The 21,896-nt window shown below is 70.1% G+C and carries 18 protein-coding genes; 12 read left to right on the top strand and 6 right to left on the bottom strand.

Features of this window, described 5'->3' with window-relative positions:
• The coding region (locus CA984_RS28310) for a glycosyltransferase family 39 protein (RefSeq protein WP_207621065.1) at positions 1 to 943 on the bottom strand (943 nt) is incomplete at its 3' end.
• Positions 944 to 1,029: 86 nt separating this feature from the next.
• Here CA984_RS28310 and CA984_RS28305 point away from each other — a divergent pair.
• A complete protein-coding gene (locus CA984_RS28305; protein WP_165781450.1) occupies positions 1,030 to 3,090 on the top strand; it encodes a S9 family peptidase in 2,061 nt (686 codons plus the stop codon).
• Between the two features lie 66 nt (positions 3,091 to 3,156).
• On the opposite strand, the gene CA984_RS28300 is transcribed toward CA984_RS28305, so the two are convergent.
• Together CA984_RS28300 and CA984_RS28295 are read right to left on the bottom strand one after the other, a co-directional pair.
• Positions 3,157 to 4,902, bottom strand: a complete 1,746-nt coding sequence (locus tag CA984_RS28300; protein ID WP_086576575.1) for an ABC transporter ATP-binding protein — start codon at positions 4,900 to 4,902, stop codon at positions 3,157 to 3,159.
• Positions 4,903 to 4,969: 67 nt separating this feature from the next.
• Positions 4,970 to 6,583, bottom strand: a complete 1,614-nt coding sequence (locus tag CA984_RS28295) for an ABC transporter ATP-binding protein (protein ID WP_242676220.1) — start codon at positions 6,581 to 6,583, stop codon at positions 4,970 to 4,972.
• 235 nt (positions 6,584 to 6,818) lie between these two features.
• Here CA984_RS28295 and CA984_RS28290 point away from each other — a divergent pair, with 235 nt between their 5' ends.
• Together CA984_RS28290 and CA984_RS28285 are read left to right on the top strand one after the other, a co-directional pair.
• Positions 6,819 to 7,052, top strand: coding sequence for a hypothetical protein (locus CA984_RS28290; protein ID WP_031166637.1), 234 nt, complete (start codon positions 6,819 to 6,821; stop codon positions 7,050 to 7,052).
• 2 nt (positions 7,053 to 7,054) lie between these two features.
• On the top strand, positions 7,055 to 7,633 hold the full coding sequence (locus tag CA984_RS28285) for a Clp protease N-terminal domain-containing protein (protein ID WP_086576573.1): 579 nt from the start codon (positions 7,055 to 7,057) through the stop codon (positions 7,631 to 7,633).
• Positions 7,634 to 7,888: 255 nt separating this feature from the next.
• On the opposite strand, the gene CA984_RS28280 is transcribed toward CA984_RS28285, so the two are convergent.
• The 3 genes from CA984_RS28280 to CA984_RS28270 form a co-directional block, all read right to left on the bottom strand.
• Entirely contained in the window at positions 7,889 to 8,626 is a 738-nt protein-coding gene (locus tag CA984_RS28280; protein ID WP_086576572.1) for a succinate dehydrogenase/fumarate reductase iron-sulfur subunit, read from the bottom strand.
• A gap of 87 nt (positions 8,627 to 8,713) precedes the next feature.
• Complete coding sequence (locus tag CA984_RS28275; protein WP_086576571.1) at positions 8,714 to 10,642, bottom strand: fumarate reductase/succinate dehydrogenase flavoprotein subunit; 1,929 nt, start codon at positions 10,640 to 10,642, stop codon at positions 8,714 to 8,716.
• A gap of 81 nt (positions 10,643 to 10,723) precedes the next feature.
• Positions 10,724 to 11,488: a succinate dehydrogenase cytochrome b subunit gene (locus CA984_RS28270; RefSeq protein WP_086576570.1), complete on the bottom strand. Its 765-nt coding sequence runs from the start codon at positions 11,486 to 11,488 to the stop codon at positions 10,724 to 10,726.
• Between the two features lie 198 nt (positions 11,489 to 11,686).
• On the opposite strand from CA984_RS28270, the gene CA984_RS28265 reads away from it, so the two are divergent.
• The 9 genes from CA984_RS28265 to CA984_RS28225 all read left to right on the top strand — a co-directional run bounded on the left by CA984_RS28265 (position 11,687) and on the right by CA984_RS28225 (position 21,815).
• A complete protein-coding gene (locus tag CA984_RS28265) occupies positions 11,687 to 12,619 on the top strand; it encodes a LysR family transcriptional regulator (RefSeq protein ID WP_086576569.1) in 933 nt (310 codons plus the stop codon).
• Positions 12,620 to 12,700: 81 nt separating this feature from the next.
• The gene (locus CA984_RS28260; RefSeq protein WP_086576568.1) at positions 12,701 to 14,005 is read left to right on the top strand and encodes an AAA family ATPase; all 1,305 of its coding nucleotides are present in this window, start codon (positions 12,701 to 12,703) and stop codon (positions 14,003 to 14,005) included.
• Positions 14,006 to 14,187: 182 nt separating this feature from the next.
• Positions 14,188 to 14,799, top strand: coding sequence for an HNH endonuclease (locus tag CA984_RS28255; RefSeq protein WP_133061796.1), 612 nt, complete (start codon positions 14,188 to 14,190; stop codon positions 14,797 to 14,799).
• Positions 14,800 to 14,885: 86 nt separating this feature from the next.
• Positions 14,886 to 16,040, top strand: a complete 1,155-nt coding sequence (locus CA984_RS28250) for a PP2C family protein-serine/threonine phosphatase (RefSeq protein WP_242676219.1) — start codon at positions 14,886 to 14,888, stop codon at positions 16,038 to 16,040.
• Entirely contained in the window at positions 16,037 to 17,623 is a 1,587-nt protein-coding gene (locus CA984_RS28245; RefSeq protein ID WP_086576565.1) for a sensor histidine kinase, read from the top strand. The genes CA984_RS28250 and CA984_RS28245 overlap by 4 nt, the downstream gene beginning before the upstream one ends.
• Positions 17,616 to 18,065: a response regulator gene (locus CA984_RS28240; protein WP_012894835.1), complete on the top strand. Its 450-nt coding sequence runs from the start codon at positions 17,616 to 17,618 to the stop codon at positions 18,063 to 18,065. Before CA984_RS28245 ends, CA984_RS28240 begins: the two co-directional genes overlap by 8 nt.
• 298 nt (positions 18,066 to 18,363) lie before the next feature.
• Entirely contained in the window at positions 18,364 to 19,149 is a 786-nt protein-coding gene (locus CA984_RS28235) for a hypothetical protein (protein WP_086576564.1), read from the top strand.
• Positions 19,150 to 19,158: 9 nt separating this feature from the next.
• On the top strand, positions 19,159 to 21,051 hold the full coding sequence (locus CA984_RS28230) for a fumarate reductase/succinate dehydrogenase flavoprotein subunit (RefSeq protein WP_031166621.1): 1,893 nt from the start codon (positions 19,159 to 19,161) through the stop codon (positions 21,049 to 21,051).
• Between the two features lie 2 nt (positions 21,052 to 21,053).
• Positions 21,054 to 21,815, top strand: a complete 762-nt coding sequence (locus tag CA984_RS28225) for a succinate dehydrogenase/fumarate reductase iron-sulfur subunit (RefSeq protein ID WP_086576563.1) — start codon at positions 21,054 to 21,056, stop codon at positions 21,813 to 21,815.
• The last annotated feature ends 81 nt before the right edge of the window (positions 21,816 to 21,896 follow it).

The following is a 21,896-nucleotide window of genomic DNA, read 5'->3' as shown; positions in this document are numbered from 1 at the left end:
CCTCTCCCGCCACCGGGCCCTCCCGGCGGTCTCCCGCCGTCAGGTCCTGCCGGTGACCTGCCTCCACCGGGCCCTGCCGGTGACCTGCCGGCACCGCGTCCTCCCGGTGACCTCCCGCCGTCAGGGCTCCCCGGCGGCGCAGGCGCGTTCCGTGCCAGGTCCCGAGCAGGACGAGGGCGAACAGCAGGGCGAGGAACAGCGCGGGCAGGAGCGGCGACGCCCACGCCGCGTCGCCTCCGGCGATGTCCACCCCGAGCTGSCSCAGCTCGGGGAGGCCGGGCACCTTCAGCCAGAAGAGCTGCTCCTCCCGCTGCCCGGACGCGATCACCGCGAGCGGCGCGAGCAGCACCCCCGCCCCGGCCAGCGACGCCAGCCACGGGACGGTCTCCCCGCGCCTGCGGAGGACGACGACGGCGTGAGCGGGCAGCAGGAGCAGCGCGTAGAGGTGGAACCAGCCGAGCAGCGCGACCAGCAGGCCGTACCCGGCGTAGCGCGACCGGCGCTCGCCGAGCAGGACCCAGGTGGCGGCCACCGCCACCGCGCTGACCAGGGCGTAGCTCCGCGCCTCCTGGCCGTAGCGGCTGATCATGGGCAGCACCGCGTAGACCAGCCCGGCCAGCAGCCCCACCTGCGGGGTGGCCAGCTTCCGCCCGATGGCCGCGATCCCGAACGTCGCCCCGGCGACCGCGAGCGCCGAGGGCAGCCGGGCCGCGAACTCCCCGCCGAACGCGGCGAACGGCCTGAGCATGAGGTAGTACAAGGCGTGCACGGCGTCGATGTCGTCGAGCAGCCGCCACAGCTCGTCGAACGACATGGTCGCCGCCATCACGCTCACCGACTCGTCCCGCCAGAACGACGGGGTGCCGATCCCCCAGAGCACGAGCACGAGCGACAGCACGGCAGGCGTTCCCGGAGAGCGGGCGATTCGCGCGGTAAATGTCACCTGCCCAAGTTTCTCCCAAGACATCTGTTGCTCAAGCCATCCTGGGGATCCCCGGGACCGGCCGCGGAGCTGGCAAGATGACTGGTATGAGTGAGAGCTTCCCTCGTCTGCACGCAAGGACCCGCCGATTCACCCTCGGGGTGCCGCGTGGCTTCACCATCGCCCCGGGCGGCGACCGCGTCGTCTTCCTCCGGACGAAGGGCGGTTCCGACCCGGTCACCTGCCTGTGGGAGTTCGACGTGGCCAGCGGCAAGGAGCGGCTGATCGCCGACCCGCGCGCGCTGGCCGTGGACGAGGGCGACCTGCCGGCGGAGGAGCGGGCCCGCCGCGAGCGCAGCCGGGAGCAGGCGGGCGGCATCGTCGGCTACAGCACCGACGCGGCGGTGACCACCGCGGCCTTCGCGCTCTCCGGCGGCCTCTACGTCGCCGACCTCAAGACCAAGAGGATCCGGCGGTTGAGGACGGCCGGCCCGGTGATCGACCCGCGGGTCTCCCCCACCGGCGAGCACGTCGGCTACGTGACCGGCGGCGCGCTCCACGTCCAGGACCTCGAGGACGAGGTCGACCACGTGCTGGCCCGCCCCGAGTCCCCCGAGGTGACGTACGGCCTGGCCGAGTTCATCGCCGCCGAGGAGATGAACCGGATGCGGGGCTACTGGTGGTCCCCGGCGGGCGACGCCGTGCTGGCCGAGCGGGCCGACGACTCGCCGGTCGACAAGTGGCACCTCGCCGACCCGGCCAACCCCTCCCGCCCGGCCGCCGAGCAGCGCTACCCCGCCGCCGGCACCGCGAACACCCGGGTCGAGCTGTTCGTCCTGGCCCTGGACGGCTCCCGCGTCCCCGTGCCCTTCGAGGACGAATACCTGGTCACCGCCTCCTGGGACTCCCACGGCCTGGCGATCGTCACGATGCCGCGCGACCAGAGGAGCATCCGCCTGCTCAAGGTCGACCCGGCCACGGGCGGCTCGACTGTCGTCCGCGAGGACACCGACCCCGCCTGGGTGGACATCGTCCCCGGCGTGCCCGGCCACCTGTCCGACGGCACCCTGGTCTGGGCGGCGAACGTCGGCGGAGGCCACCGCCTGATCATCGGCGACGAGGCAGTCACGCCGGCCACGCTCCAGGTCCGCGAGGTCCTCGACGTCGACGGTGACGCCGTGCTCTTCCGGGCCGGCGGCGATCCCACCGAGATCGCCCTGTGGGCCTACAAGGACGGCCGCATCACGCTGGTCAGCCCGGCCGAGAGCGGCGTCTACAGCGGCCACACGGCAGGCGGCACGCTGGTGGTCACCGGCCAGACCCTCGACAGCGAGGGCCCGGTCACGCGCGTCCTCCACCACGGCAAGCCCCGTGGCCACATCGCCTCGCACGCCGAACGGCACGGCCTGGACCTGCGGGTCTCCCTGATCCGCGCGGGCGCGCGCGACCTGGCCACCGCCGTGCTCTTCCCGGCGGGTCACGTGCCCGGCTCGGTGCGGCTCCCGGTCCTCATGGACCCCTACGGCGGGCCGCACGCCCAGCGCGTCCTGGCCGCCTCCGGCGCCTACCTGACCAGTCAGTGGTTCGCCGACCAGGGCTTCGCGGTGGTCGTGGCCGACGGCCGCGGCACCCCGGGACGCGGCCCCGAGTTCGAGCGGGCCGTCCTGCACGACCTGGCCACCCCGCCCCTGGAGGACCAGGTCGACGCCCTCCAGGGCGCCGCCGCACGGTTCCCCGACGACCTGGACCTGTCCCGGGTCGGCATCCGCGGCTGGTCCTTCGGCGGATTCCTGGCCGCCCTGGCCGTGCTCCGCCGCCCGGACGTGTTCCACGCGGCCATCGCCGGAGCGCCGGTGACCGACTGGCGTCTCTACGACACCTGCTACACCGAGCGCTACCTCGGCCGGCCGGAGGAGGGCCACTACGAGTCGTCGTCCCTGTTCGCCGACGCCGAGAAGCTGGACCGTCCCCTCCTGCTGATCCACGGCCTGGCCGACGACAACGTGGTCGCCGCCCACACCCTCCGCCTGTCCTCCGCCCTCCTGGCGGCGGGCCGCCCGCACAACGTCCTGCCGCTGTCCGGCGTCACCCACATGACCCCCCAGGAGGTCGTGGCCGAGAACCTGCTCCTGCTCCAGGTCGACTTCCTCAAGAAGGCCCTGGGCTGAGGCCGGCGGGCGGCCCCGGGGCCGCCCCTCCGGCCGGGCGGCGCCGTGCCCGGCCGGAGGGCCCTCTCACTTCGAGGTGCCGTGCCAGCTGCTCCACAGCGCCGCGTAGGAGCCCTCGGCCGCGACGAGCTCGTCGTGGGAGCCGAGCTCGCTGATCCGGCCGTCCTCGACCACCGCGACCCGGTCGGCGTCGTGCGCCGTGTAGAGGCGGTGCGCGATGGCGATCACGGTGCGGCCGTCGAGGACGGCGGCCAGCGACCGCTCCAGGTTGCGCGCGGCCCGGGGGTCGATCAGCGAGGTGGCCTCGTCCAGGACCAGGGTGTGCGGGTCGGCCAGGACCAGGCGGGCCAGGGCGAGCTGCTGCGCCTGGGCGGCCGAGACCGGTTCGCCGCCGGAGCCGACGGCGGTGTCCAGGCCGCCGGGCAGGGCCTCGACCCAGTCCCAGGCGTCCACGGCCTCCAGCGCCTCCCGGACGCGCGCGTCGTCCGCGTCCGGGCGGGCGATCAGCACGTTGTCGCGCAGGGTGCCCCGGAACACGTGGTGCTCCTGGGTCACCAGGGCGACATGGCCGCGCAGGTCGTCCAGCGGGAGCTCGACCAGAGGGGTGCCGCCGACCGTGACCGCGCCGGTGCGCGGGCCGTGGATGCCCGCGAGCAGGCGGCCCAGCGTGGACTTTCCCGCCCCGGACGGGCCGACCATCGCCAGCCGCTCCCCCGGCTCGACCACCAGATCGATGCCGTGCAGCACGTCGTGGCCCTCGCGGTAGGCGTAGCGGACGTCCGCGGCCCGCAGCCTCTCGCCCTCGGGAGTGCCGGAACCGGCCTCGCGATCGTCGGGCACCTCGGCGACCCCCAGCAGGCGGGCCATGGAGGCCCCGCCCACCTGGAGCTCGTCGATCCACATGAGCAGCCGGTCGAGCGGGTCGATGAGCTGCTGCACGTACAGCGTGGCCGAGGTGACCTGGGCCAGCGAGGCCCAGTCCTGGATGTAGAACACGCCGCCGAGGACGAGGGTGGCCACGATCGGGATCACGTAGCCGAGCTCGACCGCCGGGAACCAGATGGTGCGCAGTCTGAGGGTGTAGCGCTCGGCCGCCCACGACCGGGAGATGTCGGTGTCGGTGCGGCGGTGCCGCCGGTCCTGCAGGCCCAGGGCCTCCACGGCGCGGGCCCCGCCGACCGTCTCGGCCAGGCCGTCGGTCATGTCCGCGTAGGCGGCGCTCTCACGCAGGTAGCCGTCCCGGGCCCGCTTGAGGTACCACCGGGTGGCGAACCACAGGATCGGCACGGCCAGCAGGGAGGGCAGCACGAGCAGCGGCCCCACCAGCAGCAGCGCGCCGACGGTGATCACGCAGGTGACCACCGCGATCAACGTCTCGGGTACGGCGTGCCGTACGGTGCGCGACAGCGAGTCCACGTCCCGCGAGGTCCGGGTGATCAGGTCGCCGGATCCGGCGCGCTCGACGGTGGACAGCGGCAGGCCGAGCACCCGGCCGACGAACTCCTGGCGCAGCTCGGCGAGGACCTTCTCGCCGAGCTTGGAGGAGACGTAGACGGCGAACCTGACCAGCACCGCCTGGGCGACCAGGAAACCGCCGACGGCCAGCGCCACCATCGTGACGTCGACCCCGGCGCCGTCGCTGACCCCCTCGACCAGCGAGCCCAGCAGCCACGGCACCGCCAGGCCCGCGACGGCGGCCAGGCCGTGCAGGCCGAGCGCCGCCGTCAGGTTCCGGGGGTACTTCAGCGTGAGCCTGCGGGCGTACGCCCGGACCTGCGCCTGGTCGGCGACGGGCAGGATCTGCCTGCTCATGCGTTCTCCCCCTCTCGACACCCGTAACCTGCGTTCACGCGCTCACGACGCCCTGCGCCCCGCTCGCTCACGAGTCTTCCCCTCTGGTGACCAGGGCGGTGTAGGCCGGCACGGTGGCCAGCAGCTCCCGGTGTGTTCCCTGGGCGCGCACGACGCCGCCCTCGACGTAGATCACCTGATCGGTGCGGTCGAGCACCAGCGGGCTGGTCGTGCAGACCAGGGTGGTCTTGCCGGCTCGGGCCTTGGCCAGCCGGTCGGCGATGCGCGCCTCGCTGTGGGCGTCCACCGCGCTGGTGGGCTCGATGAGGACGAGCACCTCCGGGTCGGCGGTCAGCGCCCTGGCCAGCCGGAGCCGCTGCTGCTGACCGCCGGAGAACTCCCGTCCCGACTCGGCGACGTACCCGTCGAGGCCGCCGGGCAGCGCCTCGACGATGTCCTCCGCGCACGCGGTGCGCAGCGCGTCGGCGATGTCCTCGTCGGACGCCTCCCCGGAGACGTCCAGCTCGTCCCTGAGCACCCCGGCGAACAGCTTCGCGCCGTTGTCGGCGACCAGGATCCGGCGGCGGACCTCGGCGAGCGGCAGGGTGTCCAGCGGCACGTCGCCGAAGTCAACGTCGCCGTCGCCGTAGCGGCCGAGCCGGTCGGCGATCGTGACGGCCTCCTCGGGCGAGGTCGCCGCGAGGGCGGTGAACACGCCGGGACGGACCGCGACCCCGGAGGCCACGTCGCGCAGCAGGCCCCCGCCGGAGTGCCCGGCGCCGCCGCTCACCTCCGGTTCGAGGGTGAGGATCCGCACCACCCGGCGGGCGGCGACGTGGCCCTTGGTCAGCTTGTCGGCCGCCTCGGTGAGCGCCCGCATGGGGGCGATCAGGAAGACCGCGTAGCCGTAGAAGGCGACGAGCTGGCCGGCGGTGATCTCGTCCCGGATCGCGAAGGTCGCGCCCAGCCAGGTCACACAGGCGATCAGCAGGCCGGGCAGCAGGATCTGGGCGCCCTCCAGCATCGACTCGACCGCGGCCACCCGCACGCCCGCGTGCCGTACCTTCTGGGACTCCTCGGTGTAGCGGTCGGCGAAGACCTGCTCGCCGCCGATGCCGCGCAGCACCCGCAGACCGGCGACGATGTCGGCGGCGCGGGTGGACAGGTCGCCCTGGAGGTCGCGGTGGGCGTGCTGGCGCCTGTGCAGCGGCCGGAGCAGGGGTGCGACGGCGACGGCCATGATCGGCACGCCGATGAGCACCATCAGGCCGAGCGGCAGCGAGGCCCTGATCAGGATGACGGTCACCGTGACGATGGCGACGATCGCGCCGGTGCCCCGGAGCAGGATGTCCATCGCGTTGCCGATGTGGGCGATGTCGGAGTTGCCGACGCTGACCACCTCGCCGGTGGACATGCGCTTGGGCAGGGTCGCGCCCAGCCGGGTCGACTGCCTGACGGTGACCTGGACGGTCCGGTAGGCGGCGCTCAGCCAGTTGTAGACGGCCATCCGGTGCCGGAGGATGCCGGCGACGGCCTGCACGATCCCCAGGCCGAGCAGGACCGCGCCCCAGGTGAGGAGGGCCGGCAGGTCCTTGGCCCTGATGGCGTCGATGCCCTTGCCCATCGCCTCCGGCACGAGCGCCATCGCCAGCCACCACAGGATGGCGTAGCCGATGCCGATGAGCAGCGGACCCGCCTGCATACGGGCTATCCAGCACAGGTATCGGATCGGACTGCGGGCGTCAGGAATGCCGGGGTCGGCAACAGGTAGGGAGCGCATAGCCTCCCCAGGCTGACAAACTCCTGGCTCTCCAGCAAACCATTTTCTGACCGGCGGCACCGTCGATCGGCCCCCTGACCGGCCGATCAGCGCCCCCGACCGGCGGAACCGTCAATCAGAGTTGACAAGCACATGATGTCAACCTAAATTGACATACATGAGCGATACGGCACAGCTGGCCTCCGACGCCGGCAGCCGCGATCCGGCCGTCGGCCTGCGGGCCGTGCGGGCGTTGCGGATGCTCGTCGATCGGCTGGAGGCCCTTCAGGTGGAGAACGCCAGGGATCAGGGGTGGTCCTGGCAGGAGATCGCGCACTGCCTGGAAGTCACCCGCCAGGCGGTGCACAAAAAGTACGCGGGCGGCCGAGGTCTTCTGAGACGGGAGAGGTAACCATGTTCGAACGGTTCACAGACGAGGCCCGGCAGGCGGTGAAGCTCGCCCAGCAGAACGCCCGCCGGCTGAACCACCACTCCATCGGCACCGAGCACCTCCTGCTGGGCCTGCTCGACCAGCCGCAGGCCGTCTCCAGCGGTGTCCTCGGGCGGCACGGCCTGGACCACGAGCGGGCCTATCAGGCCGTGGCGGGCCTCATCCCGCGTACGCCGAAGGACGCGCTCGACGCGGAGGCGCTGGAGACGATCGGCATCGACCTGTCCGCCATCAGGGACAAGGTCGAGGCCGTCTTCGGACCCGGCGCCCTGGACCGGCCCCCGCAGCGCGACCACCGGGGCGGCCTGTCCAGCGGGCGGCACATCCCCTTCTCCCCCGGGGCGAAGAAGACCCTGGAACTCTCCCTGCGGGAGGCCCTCGCCCTCAAGCACGGCTACATCGGCGACGGCCACATCCTGCTGGGACTGCTCCGCGAGGGGCGGGGGCTGGGCTCACGCGTCCTCGCCGACGCGGGGATCGACGCCGAGACCGTACGGCGGGAGGTCGTCCTGCGGCTCGGCACCCGGCGCAAGGCCGGGTAGGGGCCGCGTCCAGGTGGGCAAGGACCGCGTCCGGGCGGGCAAGGACCGCGTCCGGGCGGGGTGCCCCGGGAGGCCCTTCGCCCGGAGTCCGGCACCCCGCGAGCACACCGATCCCGGTGGGAGGCGGCAGCGCTCCGGACCGGTGAAGGGCTCCGGCGCTCCGGGCCGGGAGAGGGCGACGCCCCGGTGCCCGGCCGAGACGGCCGGGCACCGGGGCGCTCACCGCCTGCGCGGGACCACCGGGGACTACGGAGGCTACTTGGAGGCCTTGAGGTAGTCGCGGTTCATCTGGGCGATGGTGTCCAGCGGGATGCCCTTGGGGCAGACCGCGGTGCACTCGCCGGTGTTGGTGCAGCCGCCGAAGCCCTCGGCGTCCATCTGCTCGACCATGGCCTTGGCGCGGGAGTCACGCTCGGGCTGGCCCTGCGGGAGAAGGCTGAGGTGAGTGATCTTGGCGGCGGTGAAGAGGGAGGCCGAGCCGTTCGGGCAGGCGGCGACGCACGCGCCGCAGCCGATGCAGGTGGCCGCGTCGAACGCCGCGTCGGCGTCGACCTTCTTGACCGGGACGCTGTGCGCGTCGGGGGCGGACCCGGCCGGGACGGACACGAAGCCGCCCGCCTGGATGATCCGGTCGAACGCCGAGCGGTCCACGACCAGGTCCTTCACCACCGGGAAGGGCGCCGCGCGCCACGGCTCGATGGTGATGACCGCGTTGTCCTCGAAGTGCCGCATGTGGAGCTGGCAGGTGGTGGTGGCCACCTGCTCTCCGTGCGCGACGCCGTTGATGACCATGCCGCACATGCCGCAGATGCCCTCGCGGCAGTCGTGGTCGAAGGCGACCGGGTCGTCGCCCTCCAGGATGAGACGCTCGTTGAGCACGTCGAGCATCTCCAGGAAGGACATGTCAGGAGACACGTCCTCGACGCGGTAGGTGACCATCCGGCCCGTGTCCTCGGGGCCCTTCTGGCGCCAGACCTTGAGTGTGAGATTCATACCCATGGTTCGCTTACCGCTCCTCATTCGCTGCGCGGAAAGCTTGCTTCGCGGCGCTTTCCACTCCGCTCACTGCGTCGGGTGCACTCACTTGTAGCTCCGCTGGCTCATCTTGACGTACTCGTAGTCGAGGTCTTCCTTGTGCAGGACCGGGCCCTGCTCGCCGTACTCCCAGGCCGCGACGTAGGCGAAGTTCTCGTCGTCGCGCAGGGCCTCGCCGTCGGCGTCCTGCGACTCGGCGCGGAAGTGGCCGCCGCACGACTCGGTGCGGTGCAGCGCATCGATGCACATGAGCTCGGCCAGGTCGAAGAAGTCGCCCACCCGGCCGGCCCGCTCCAGCGCCTGGTTGAGCTCGTCGGCCTCGCCGGACACCTTCACGTTCTTCCAGAACTCCTCGCGGAGCTCCGGGATCCGCTCCAGCGCCTTGCGCAGCGACTCCTCGGTGCGCTCCATGCCGCAGTAGTCCCACATGAGCTTGCCCAGCTCGCGGTGGTAGGAGTCGGCGGTGCGGTCACCGTTGTTCGACAGCAGCTTGTTGATCTTCTCGCGGACCGCGATCTCGGCCTCGGCCACGGCCTCCTCGTCGACCTCCCCGTAGGGGCCGTCGGCGAGGTAGTCGCCGATCGTGGTCGGCAGCACGAAGTAGCCGTCGGCCAGGCCCTGCATCAGCGCGGACGCGCCGAGGCGGTTGGCGCCGTGGTCGGAGAAGTTGGCCTCGCCGATCACGAACAGGCCGGGGATCGTGGACTGCAGGTCGTAGTCCACCCACAGCCCGCCCATCGTGTAGTGCACGGCGGGGTAGATGCGCATCGGCTGGGTGTAGGGGTCCTCGCCGGTGATGCGCTCGTACATCTCGAAGAGGTTGCCGTACTTCTTCTCCACCGCGTCGCGGCCCAGGCGGCGGATCGCGTCGGCGAAGTCGAGGTAGACGCCCAGGCCGCCGGGGCCGACGCCGCGGCCCTCGTCGCAGACGTTCTTGGCGGCGCGGGAGGCGATGTCACGCGGGACCAGGTTGCCGAACGCCGGGTAGATGCGCTCCAGGTAGTAGTCGCGCTCGTCCTCGGGGATCTGCGAGACAGGCCGGTCGTCGCCCGCCTTGACCGGCACCCACACGCGGCCGTCGTTGCGCAGCGACTCCGACATCAGGGTCAGCTTGGACTGGTAGTCGCCGCTGACCGGGATGCAGGTCGGGTGGATCTGGGTGTAGCAGGGGTTGGCGAACATCGCGCCGCGCCGGTGCGCCCGCCAGATCGCCGTGGTGTTGCAGCCCTTGGCGTTGGTGGACAGGAAGAACACGTTGCCGTAGCCGCCGCTGGCCAGCACGACCGCGTCGGCGATATGCCGCTCGATCTCGCCGGTGACCATGTCGCGGACGATGACGCCGCGCGCCCGGCCGTCGGAGACGATCAGGTCGAGCATCTCGTGGCGGGTGTGCATCTCCACGGTCCCGGCCGCGATCTGCCGCTCCAGCGCCTGGTAGGCGCCGAGCAGCAGCTGCTGGCCCGTCTGACCGCGGGCGTAGAAGGTCCGGGAGACCTGCGCGCCGCCGAAGGAGCGGGTGTCGAGCAGGCCGCCGTACTCGCGAGCGAACGGCACACCCTGGGCCACCGCCTGGTCGATGATGTTCACGCTGACCTGGGCGAGCCGGTAGACGTTCGACTCGCGGGCGCGGAAGTCGCCGCCCTTGACCGTGTCGTAGAACAGCCGGTAGGTCGAGTCACCGTCACCGCGGTAGTTCTTGGCGGCGTTGATGCCGCCCTGGGCCGCGATGGAGTGCGCGCGCCGGGGCGAGTCCTGGTAGCAGAACGACTTGACGTTGTAGCCCAGCTCGCCGAGGGTCGCCGCGGCCGAGCCGCCCGCGAGGCCGGTGCCGATGACGATGACGTTGAGCTTGCGCTTGTTCGCCGGGTTGACCAGCTTGGCGCCGAACTTCCGCTTCTCCCAGCGGTCCTCGATCGGACCCTCCGGAGCCTTGGTGTCGCGGATCGGCTCGCCTTCGGTGTACTTCGTGGTCATCGTCCGCTCACCGCTCCTCATTCGCTACGCGGAAGGCCTGCTGCGCGGCGCCTGCCGCCGCGCTCACTGCGTCGGATCCGCTCACTTGATCGCCCCGACCATGACGGCGACGGGAACGGTGAGGAAGCCGAGGACCAGCACCACGGAGATCGCGGCGGCGATGCCCTTGAGCGGGCGGTAGCTGCGACCGCCGGCCAGGCCGAGCGTCTGGAACGCGCTCCACAGACCGTGCCGCAGGTGCAGGCCGACCATGATGACGGCGACCACGTAGAAGACCGTGACCCACCAGCGCGACGGGTCGAAGCCCTGCACCAGCCGCTCGTACGGCGTGCTGTCCCGGCCGGCCGGGTTGACCGCGCCGAACGTCATGTCCAGCAGGTGCCAGATGACGAACAGGGCGATGATCACACCGCCGTACCGCATGGTGTGCACGGCGTAGCCGCCCGCCTGGGACTTGCGCTTGGCCGCGTACTTGACCGGGCGGGCCTTGCGCGCCCGGCGGGCCAGGGAGACCGCCGACCACATGTGCAGCCCGACGGCCGCGACCAGCACGACCTCGAGGACGGTCAGCACGACGCGCCGCGGGAGGATCGGCTCGCCCGTGGTCCGCAGGAACTCGGCGTAGGCGTTGAAGGACTCGGCGCCGAAGAAGCTCTTGAGGTTCCCGGCCATGTGGACGATGAGGAAGAGCACCAGGATGGCGCCCGTGACGGCCATCACAGCCTTCTTACCGTTGGAGGAGCCCAGCAGTCCGCCGGGCCTTCCGGACTTGGTGGTCTTGGCGGCGGCGCCCGCGGGGGGGTTGACCCGCGCGGTGGCGGATCCGCGCTCAATCGTGGCAGTCACACACGTGACGCTAGGTAAGGCGGTTTCCCGCCGTCCAAGTCATCGCAGATGTCGTTTCCATAGCCTCCGGCTATTATCTCTGCGTCCGGGCGGCTTCATCCTCGGGGCACCGCAGGCCGGTGCGAGCAATCTCACATCATCCCCGATGGCGGGGGTCGCCCCGGATGCGCCACCGGCACCTCCGTACGCTAGGGAAACGTGCAGCTCCAGCAACTCGCCTACTTCATGGCGGTCGCCGAGGCCCGGCACTTCACTCAGGCCGCCGAGCGGATGCGCGTCGCCCAGCCGTCGCTCAGCAAGCAGATCAAGGCCCTGGAGGCCGAGCTCGGCGCGCCGCTGTTCAGCCGTGCCCGGGGGAACGTCACCCTCACCGCCGCCGGGGAGGCCCTGCTGCCGCTGGCGCGGCGGATGCTGGCCGACGCCGAGACCGCGCGGCGCGAGGTCGGCGAGCTGGCCGGGCTGCGCCGCGGCCGGGTCCGCCTGGGCGCCACGCCCTCGCTCTGCGCCGGACTGATGGCCGACGCCCTCGCCAGGTTCCACCGCGCCTACCCCGGCATCGAGCTGCTCGTGGAGGAGGGCGGCTCCCGCGACCTGGTCCGCACCCTGGCACGCGGCCAGCTCGACCTCGCTCTGATCATCATGCCTCTGCAGAGCGACGACCCCGCCCTGGTCACCGAGGAGGTCCTGCGGGAGAACCTGGTCGTCGTCTCCCCCACCGACTCGCAGGCGCGCAGACCGTACCTGCGGATAGAGGAGCTGCGCGGGCAGCCGATGGTGATGTTCCGGCGCGGCTACGACCTGCGGGAGGCCACGCTCGGCGCCTGCCGCCAGGCCGGGTTCGAGCCCAGGCTGTCGGTGGAGGGGGGCGAGATGGACGCCGTTCTCCGTTTCGTGGAGGCCGGGCTGGGGATCGCGCTGGTCCCCTCGATGGTGCTGGACGGCCGCCCCGGCCTGACCGGTACGCCGCTGGCCCCTCCGGGGCTGCAGCGCACCATCGCCATCGCGCACCGCAAGGACGTCGAGCCCACCCGCGCCGCCCAGGCCTTCCACGACACCCTGCTGTTCTTCCTCGCCGAGGCCGCCCACGACGGTAGCCTTCCCGAAGGCCTGGAGCTGATCGTCGAAGGTTGACCGGGACGTCGGCGCGCCCCGCGCCTAGAGTTGAGCGCATCGCGACCCGGCTCACGCACACGAGCGAGAGGATGACATGACGTGTACGTCGCGAATCTAAAGATCTCCGGCGTACGCGGCTTCTCCGGTCCGCGAAAGGTGGACCTCGATTTCACCCGACCTGACGGCTCGTACGCCGGCTGGACCGTGCTGGCGGGCCGTAACGGCTCAGGTAAGAGCACCATCCTGCAGGCCATCGCACTGACCGCTGCGGGCCCGCGCGTCGGCGTGGATCTCGATCGCTGGACTGGTTCACCACCCGATTCCGCAACGGCGGGTGTTCACTGCGGATTCCGCTACGACCTGGAATTCGATCATGCCGACGATCTGGTCGGCATCGCGGGGCCAGATGACCCACTACCCGCCGCCCTTCGCTGGACATCTGATGGTCTCGGCCTTTGGCGGGGAGATGACCCTCGCATCGACGGTCTCTGGCTGCGAAAGACGCAGAGCGGGTGGTTCCTCTCCGGGTACGGCCCTTTCCGCAGACTGTCCGTCGCCGAAATGGGACGCGGTGGCTCCGAGCTCAGGTCGAGCTATCAGGCGACAAGGACCCTCTTCGACGAGGACGCGACTCTGTTCGAGAGTGTCAGCTGGCTTGTCGAACGCCACCTTTTCCAGTTGGAAGGTCGCCCAGGGGCGAAGGAACTTCTCGAATCCGTCCTCGCCCTGCTCGGAGACGGGCTCCTGCCCGACGGATTCAAAATCGTGCGTCTGGATTCCGACGGCCTCTGGGTTCAACGTGACGGCACGCGAAGACCGCTCCGTGACATGAGCGACGGATATCGAGCGGTCACCGCCCTCGTGCTCGACATCATGCGGCAGATGCACGTGGCTTACGGAATGCTCGCCGTCGAGAGCCGAGACGGGCACCCGACCATTCCCTACCCAGGTGTCGTGCTGATCGATGAGGTGGACGCGCACCTTCATGTGAGCTGGCAGCAGAAGATCGGCGAGTGGCTGAAAACACACTTCCCGATGATCCAGTTCATCGTCACCACCCACAGCCCTTACGTCTGCCAGAGTGCGAGCGCCGGTGGCCTCATTCGCCTGCCCGGGCCGGACGAACAGGCCCCTCCGAGCGTCGTAGACGAGGAGCTCTACCGCCGCATCGTGTACGGCAGTGGTGACGACGCCGTCGTGACGGAACTGTTCGGGGTGGACTCCCCATATTCTCCGCGCTCGGACGAGCTTCGCGAGGATCTCGGCGATCTGGAGATCAAGGTGCTCGACGGGACCGCGACGCCCGCGGATGTCGATGCCTACAGGCGACTCAGCGAAGAACTGGCGAGTTCTCCGGCCACCCGAGTGCGGGAGGTATCACAGACCCTCGGATCCGATCCGTGATCCCGCTGGTACGCCCTTCCCTTCCAATGGAGTTAGCCGGCAGGCTCCGTGACCAGACCGACCATCTCCGTTCCCGCTCCGCGAACGCGGCCACAGCCCGCCGGCGCTGGAAGAACGCGACCGACGACCGGTCGGCCCTGCGCGCTCGGCTGCAACCCATGGCGGCCGGGATAGAGCGGTGCATGTACTGCGGAGACAGCCTCGGCACGGCGATCGATCACTTCGAACCGATCAAGCTGGCTCCGCTGCGCGCCTTCGACTGGCTAAACCACTTTCTGGCCTGTGACTACTGCAACAGCAACGCCAAGCGCGCCGAGTATCCACGTGACCCGCTGACCGGAGAGTGCCTGCTCGTCGACCCTTCTGTCGAAGATCCCCATGATCACCTCCAGCTCCTCCTCGGTACCGGGCGCTACCGAGCCAGAACGCCCAAGGGGAAGGCGACCATCAGAACCTTCCGGCTGGACCGCTGGCAGTTGGAGCGAGCACGCCAGGACGGTTTCCAACGCTGCCAGGACATGCTCCGCGGGTACGCGAGATCCCTCACACGAGGCGAGCACCAGCGGGCGCATGGCCAGGCGCGGGCTCTACTGCGGCAGCCTCATGCCGATGTGCTGTATGCGATGGTGCGCGCACTCGACTCACCTGGAATATCCACCCTCATCGATGGAGACATCATTGAGATCCTCCGCACGCACTTCGCTGTCCCCCTACCGTGGAGCAGCGTCTCGGAGCGGACGCGAGCCCTGCCGCACGGCTGCGGGACACGGCCGACAGACCTGCCGAGGACATGAAGCTGGCCACTGTCCCATAAGTCCTGGTGTCACACTATTCTGCATAGCGTTAATAGGTGTCCCCCCGATCTCGCAAAGAGGCGTCAGTGACCGCCCCTCCCCATGACACGCTCACGATCCTTCTCATCGAGGACGACGCGGGCGATGCCTTCCTTGTGGAGGAGCTGCTCAGCGAGTCGGACGACCCACCGAAGATCATCTGGGTGCGCAGCCTGGCGGAGAGCCGGGTACGGCTGACACAGGACGTGCAGTGCGTGCTCGTGGACCTCTCGCTGCCCGACGCGACCGGCCTCGAAGCGCTGGAGCAGGTGCTCTCCATGGCGCCGCACGCCGCCGTGCTCGTGCTGACCGGGCTGAACGACACGCACGTGGGCGCGGAGGCCGTGGCCGCGGGCGCACAGGACTTCCTGGTCAAGCAGGACGTGGAGGCCCGACTGCTGGAGCGGGCGATCCTCTACGCGATGGAGCGCAAGCGCGCCGACCTGGCCCAGCGCCGGCTGGTCGAGGTCGAGCTGCTCACCAAGGAGAACTCCCGTCTCGAACGCGGGCTGCTGCCGGTGCCGCTGCTGGAACCCGGGCTCCTGCACCATCAGGCCCGCTACCTGCCCGGCCGCCGCCGGGCCCTGCTCGCCGGTGACTTCTGGGACACCGTGCAGAGCCCCGACGGCGCCGTGCACGTGGTGGTCGGCGACGTGTGCGGGCACGGCCCGGACGAGGCCGCGCTGGGCGTCGCGCTGCGGATCGCCTGGCGGACCCTGGTCCTGGCCGGGCACACCGGCAACGAGCTGCTGCGCACCCTCGACTCGGTGCTCCGCCTCGAACGCAAGTCCGCGGAGATCTTCACGACGCTGTGCATCGTCACGATCGACCCCGCGCTCAGCACCGCGCGCATGCACGTGGTCGGCCATCCACCGCCCCTGCTGATCCGCGACGGCGTGATCGGCGTGGTCCCGGGCACCCCCTCGGGGCCGCCGCTCGGGATCTTCCAGGGCGTCGACTGGTCGGAGATCGAGGTGCCGCTGGGCGCCGACTGGTCCCTGCTGCTCTACACCGACGGCCTGATCGAGGCCACCGTCGGCGGCGGCCCCGACCTGCTCGGGACCGAGGGCCTGCTCCGCCTGGTCCACGAGCAGGGCGGGATCCACCTCGACAGGCTCATCGGCCGGGTGATCGAGCTGAACCAGGACGCGCTCAGCGACGACCTCGCGACCGTGCTCATCTCGCGCGGCGAGGAGCGGTGAACGTCCGCCACGGACTGCGGCCCCTGCCCGCCGCCACCCCGGCGACGGGCTTCGGGAAGCTCCGCGTCGGGCAGTGGTTCCTGCTGGCGGGGATGTTCGTCCTGATGGTGTTCACCGTCGCCGGCGCCTTCACCGTCATCTCGATCGAGGAGACCCGCGAGGCCAGAGTGGCCGTGGTGGACGTCGTCGACCCCGCGGCGCTGCGCGTCCTGGAGATCTCCAACGCGCTGACCTCGCAGGAGAGCTCGGTCCGGGCGTACGGCAGGACCAACGAGGAGACGTCCCTCCAGGACTACCGCGGGGCGGTCGTCGCCGAGGCCGGCGCGCTGGCCGCGATCGACAGGCTGATGCCCCGGATGCCGGAGAGACGGACGGTCGCCGCCGAGGTCGCCCGGTTGAAGGCGGCCGGAGAGGCCTGGCGGCGCGACTACGCGGAGCAGCTCATCGCCTCGGTGCCGACCATGAAGACCGAGGCCTCCAACCGGCAGAACGCGCCCGTCAACGCCGCCCGCTTCACCGAGATCCGCCGGTCGCTCACCGTGCTCCAGGACCACCTGAACCGGCTGCACGTGGAGGGCGGCGTCCGGCTGGAGGAGGGCTGGCAGGCCCTCTACCTGGCGCTCAGCGGGATGGTCGGCGTCCTGGTCCTGGCCGGGATCGGTTCCGTGCTCATCGTCCGGCACGCCGTACTGCGTCCGATGGCGGAGCTCAACGGCCAGGTCCGCGCGGTCGCCCAGGGAGACTTCGACCACAAGCTCAAGGTCGAGCGCCCCTCCGAGCTGGCCGAGCTCTCCAGCCACGTGGACGCCATGCGGCGCCGCATCCTCACCGAGTGGCGGCGGGCCTCGGAGGCCCAGAGCAAGCTGGAGGAGCAGACGGCGGAGCTGCGCCGTTCCAACGGCGAGCTGGAGCAGTTCGCCTACGTGGCCAGCCACGACCTGCAGGAGCCGCTGCGCAAGGTGGCCAGCTTCACCCAGATGCTCGACCAGCGCTACAGCGACCAGCTCGACGCCCGGGCCAAGCAGTACATCGCCTTCGCCGTGGACGGCGCCAAGCGCATGCAGCTGCTGATCAACGACCTGCTCGACTTCTCCCGGGTCGGCAGGCTCGGCGGCGAACGGACCGCGATCGACACGGGCCTGTCCCTGCAGGCCGCGCTGAACAACCTCGCCGTGACGATCGAGGACGCCGGGGCCACGATCAGCTCCGACGACCTGCCCACCGTGCAGGGCAACCGGGCCCAGCTCACCCAGCTCTTCCAGAACCTCCTCGGCAACGCGATCAAGTTCCGCTCGCAGGAGCCGCCCCGGATCCACATCGGGGTCCGGCGCGACGGGGACATGTGGGAGTTCTCCTGCGCCGACAACGGGATAGGCATCGAGAGCAAATACACTGACAGGATCTTCCTGATCTTCCAGCGCCTGCACGGACGCGACGTCTACGAGGGCACCGGCATCGGGCTGGCGCTGTGCAAGAAGATCGTCGAATACCACGGCGGCCGGATCTGGGTGGACGGCGAGGAGTCAGACAGACCCGGCACGACCTTCCGCTGGACCCTTCCCTCTGGAGATACGGATGAATGACCTGCGCTGGATCGACGTGCTCCTGGTCGAGGACGACCCGGGCGACGTCCTGCTGACGCGGGAGGCGTTCGAGCTGAACAAGGTCAGGAACAAGCTGCACGTCGTCAACGACGGCGAGCAGGCCATGGCCTTCCTCCGCAAGGAGGGCGAGTACGCCGACGCGCCCCGGCCGGACCTGATCCTGCTGGACCTCAACCTGCCCCGCAAGGACGGCAGGGAGGTGCTCCAGGACATCAAGGGCGACGAGCGGCTCCGCGGCATCCCCGTGGTCGTGCTGACGACCTCGGAGTCCGAGGAGGACATCCTGCGCAGCTACAACCTGCACGCCAACGCCTACGTCTCCAAGCCGGTGGACTTCGACCAGTTCATCAGCGTGGTCCGGCGGATCGACGACTTCTTCGTCACCGTCGTCAAGCTGCCCAACTCCGACCAGCACTACTGAGCCGGAGGGCTCGCGCCGCCCCGGGCCGGGCTGACCGAGAATCTCCCTGGAGACCCGCTCAGCCCGCGGATCGTGGCAGGTCGATGACCTCTGCCTGACTAACGTGACAGGAATCACATCCAGTCAGTGAAAATGTGAGTGACCCTTCTCACATAACCCCCGGGCTCCGTCGTAACGTATCCCCCACCAATATGCGCGCGCACGTGTGAGCCGGCGCGACCATGGCCCAGCGCGCGGCACAACTGAAACGACCCGGACCCTTGGCCAGCGGGGTCCGCGGGAGGTGGAGAGGTCACCGATGACCCAGACAACGGCCGACAGTCCGGCCAGAAGACAGCGTGCGCAGATCAAGGAGCGCACCCTGCGTACCGACCAGTGGTGGCGCTATCCACTGATCACCTTCATCATCTTCACGGCGTTCCTCGTCTACGCCACGTGGGCGATCTTCGACACGTCCTACTTCGTGTCCCCGTATCACGCACCGTTCGCGTCTCCGTGCCTGGCGACCAGCTGCCCGCCGGAGTCGCGCCTGTTCGGCTTCGCGCCCTTCGGCGACTGGTACACCCTGCCGCCGGGCCTGCTCATCCTGGGCCTGCCCGCCGGCTTCCGCTTCACCTGCTACTACTACCGCAAGGCCTACTACCGGGGCTTCTGGCTGTCGCCCCCGGCCTGCGGGGTGAACGAGCCGCACAGCAAGTACACCGGTGAGTCCCGCTTCCCGCTGATCCTGCAGAACGTCCACCGCTACTTCTTCTACGCGGCGATCGTGGTCGGCCTGGTCCTCGCCATCGACGCGGTGAAGGCCCTCATCGGCAACCCGACGGGGCTCGGGACCTGGATCCTCATCGTCAACGCCGTACTGATCAACCTGTACACGCTGTCGTGCCACTCCTGCCGTCACATCACGGCCGGGCGCCTGAACCACTTCTCCAAGCACCCCGTCCGCTACAAGGCGTGGGGCTTCGTCTCCAAGCTCAACGCCAAGCATCAGGAGCTGGCGCTGATCTCGATGTTCTCGGTGATGGGCGCCGACCTCTACGTCCGGCTGGTCGCCAAGGGCATCATCAACTTCCCGTTCGCATAAGGATCAGCTGTGGAAATCGAGCGTCACGAATACGACGTCGTCGTCATCGGCGCCGGCGGAGCAGGACTGCGGGCGGCCATCGAAGCCCGCCAGCAGGGCAAGCGGACGGCGATCGTCTGCAAGTCGCTGTTCGGCAAGGCACACACGGTCATGGCCGAGGGCGGCGCGGCCGCGGCCATGGGCAACGTCAACAGTGCCGACAACTGGATGGTGCACTTCCGCGACACCATGCGCGGCGGCAAGTTCCTCAACAACTGGCGGATGGCCGAGCTGCACGCCAAGGAGGCCCCGGACCGGGTCTGGGAGCTGGAGGCGTGGGGTGCGCTGTTCGACCGCACCAAGGACGGCAAGATCAGCCAGCGCAACTTCGGCGGGCACGAGTATCCCCGGCTCGCCCACGTCGGCGACCGTACCGGCCTGGAGCTGATCCGCACCCTGCAGCAGCGCGTGGTCGCGCTCCAGCAGGAGGACGAGAAGCTGCACGGCGACGCCGAGGCCTACATCAAGGTCTTCCAGGAATGTACGGTGACCCGCCTGCTCAAGGACGGGGACGCGATCTCCGGCGCCTTCGGCTACTGGCGGGAGAACGGCAAGCTCATCCTGTTCGACGCCCCCGCGGTCGTGCTGGCCACCGGCGGCATCGGCAAGTCCTACGTGGTGACCTCCAACTCCTGGGAGTACACCGGGGACGGCCACGCGCTGGCGCTGCTGGCCGGGGCGAAGCTGATCAACATGGAGTTCATCCAGTTCCATCCCACCGGGATGGTCTGGCCGCCGTCGGTCCGCGGCATCCTCGTCACCGAGTCCGTCCGCGGTGACGGCGGGGTGCTGAAGAACTCCGACGGCAAGCGCTTCATGTTCGACTACATCCCCGAGGTGTTCAAGGACAAGTACGCCACCACCGAGGAGGAGGGCGACCGCTGGTACACCGACCAGGCCAACAACCGCCGTCCCCCGGAGCTGCTCCCCCGTGACGAGGTAGCGCGGGCCATCAACTCCGAGGTGAAGGCCGGCCGCGGGTCCCCGCAGGGCGGTGTCTACCTGGACGTCTCCAGCCGGCTGCCGGCCGCCGAGATCGTCAGGCGGCTGCCGTCGATGCACCACCAGTTCAAGGAGCTGGCCGACGTCGACATCACCAAGGAGCCCATGCAGGTCGGCCCGACCTGCCACTACATCATGGGCGGCGTCGAGGTGGACGCCGACACCGGCGCGGCGGACGTCCCCGGCCTGTTCGCGGCCGGCGAGGTCTCCGGCGGCATGCACGGCTCCAACCGGCTGGGCGGCAACTCGCTGTCGGACCTGCTGGTGTTCGGCCGCCGCGCGGGCGCCGGAGCGGCCTCGTACGTGGACGGGCTCGCGGCCCGTCCGAAGATCTCCCCGGATTCGGTGGACGCCGCGAAGGCGGAGGCGCTCGCCCCGCTGGAGCGCGCCGGCGAGAACCCCTACGAGGTCCACCACGAGCTGCAGCGGACGATGAACGAGCTGGTCGGCATCATCCGCAAGGCCGAGGAGGTCACCGAGGCCCTGGAGGCGGTGGGCAAGCTCAAGGAGCGGGCCCGGGGAGTCGGCGCGGTCGGCAGCCGGATCTACAACCCCGGCTGGCACCTCTCCCTCGACCTGCGCAACATGCTCCTGGTCTCCGAGTGCGTGGCCAAGGCGGCCCTGCTCCGCCAGGAGAGCCGCGGCGGTCACACCCGTGACGACTTCCCGGGCATGTCGTCCGAGTGGCGCCGCAAGCTCCTGCGCTGCGGGCTCTCCCCGGACGGCTCAAGCGTGACCGTCGAGGAGAAGGTCCAGCCCTCCATGCGCGAGGACCTGATCAAGCTGTTCGACCGGGACGAGCTGAAGAAGTACATCACCGAGGATGAGCTGGCCGACTTCGACGCGTTGGTCAAGGAGTAGCCATGAGTTACAAGGCGAAGTTCCGCGTGTGGCGGGGCGAGGGCGGCGAGGGCAAGCTTGAGGACTTCACCGTCGAGGTGAACGAGGGCGAGGTCGTCCTCGACATCATCCACAGGCTCCAGGCCACGCAGGCTCCCGACCTCGCGGTCCGCTGGAACTGCAAGGCCGGCAAGTGCGGCTCCTGTTCCATGGAGATCAACGGCAGACCCAAGCTCGGCTGCATGACCCGGATGTCCACCTTCACGGAGGACGAGACGATCACCGTGACGCCCATGCGGACGTTCCCGGTGATCAAGGACCTGGTCACGGACGTGTCGTTCAACTACCAGAAGGCCCGGGAGATCCCCTCCTTCACCCCGCCGTCGGGCGTGGAGCCCGGCGAGTACCGCATGCAGCAGATCGACGTCGAGCGGTCCCAGGAGTTCCGCAAGTGCATCGAGTGCTTCATGTGCAACAACGTCTGCCACGTGATCCGTGACCACGAGGAGAACAAGCCCGGCTTCGCCGGCCCGCGCTTCCTCATGCGGATCGCCGAACTGGACATGCACCCCTACGACGTGGCCGACCGCAAGGACTCCGCCCAGGAGGAGCACGGCCTGGGCTACTGCAACATCACCAAGTGCTGCACCGAGGTCTGCCCCGAACACATCAAGATCACCGACAACGCGTTGATCCCGATGAAGGAACGCGTGGTCGACCGCAAGTACGACCCGCTGGTCTGGCTCGGCAACAAGATCTTCAAGCGTTCCAGCTCGAAGAGCTGACCCCTCCCCGGCAGCGCCGGCCCGCCTCCTCGCGGCCGGCGCTGCCGCGTCTCCGCGACACCCTCCGGCCTCCCTCCGGCC

It is taken from the genome of Streptosporangium minutum (assembly GCF_002149035.1).
In the GTDB taxonomy this organism is placed as follows: Bacteria; Actinomycetota; Actinomycetes; order Streptosporangiales; family Streptosporangiaceae; genus Streptosporangium; species Streptosporangium minutum.
Note: the sequence above shows the minus strand (reverse complement) of the source record. Positions and strands in the feature narration are given on the sequence as shown.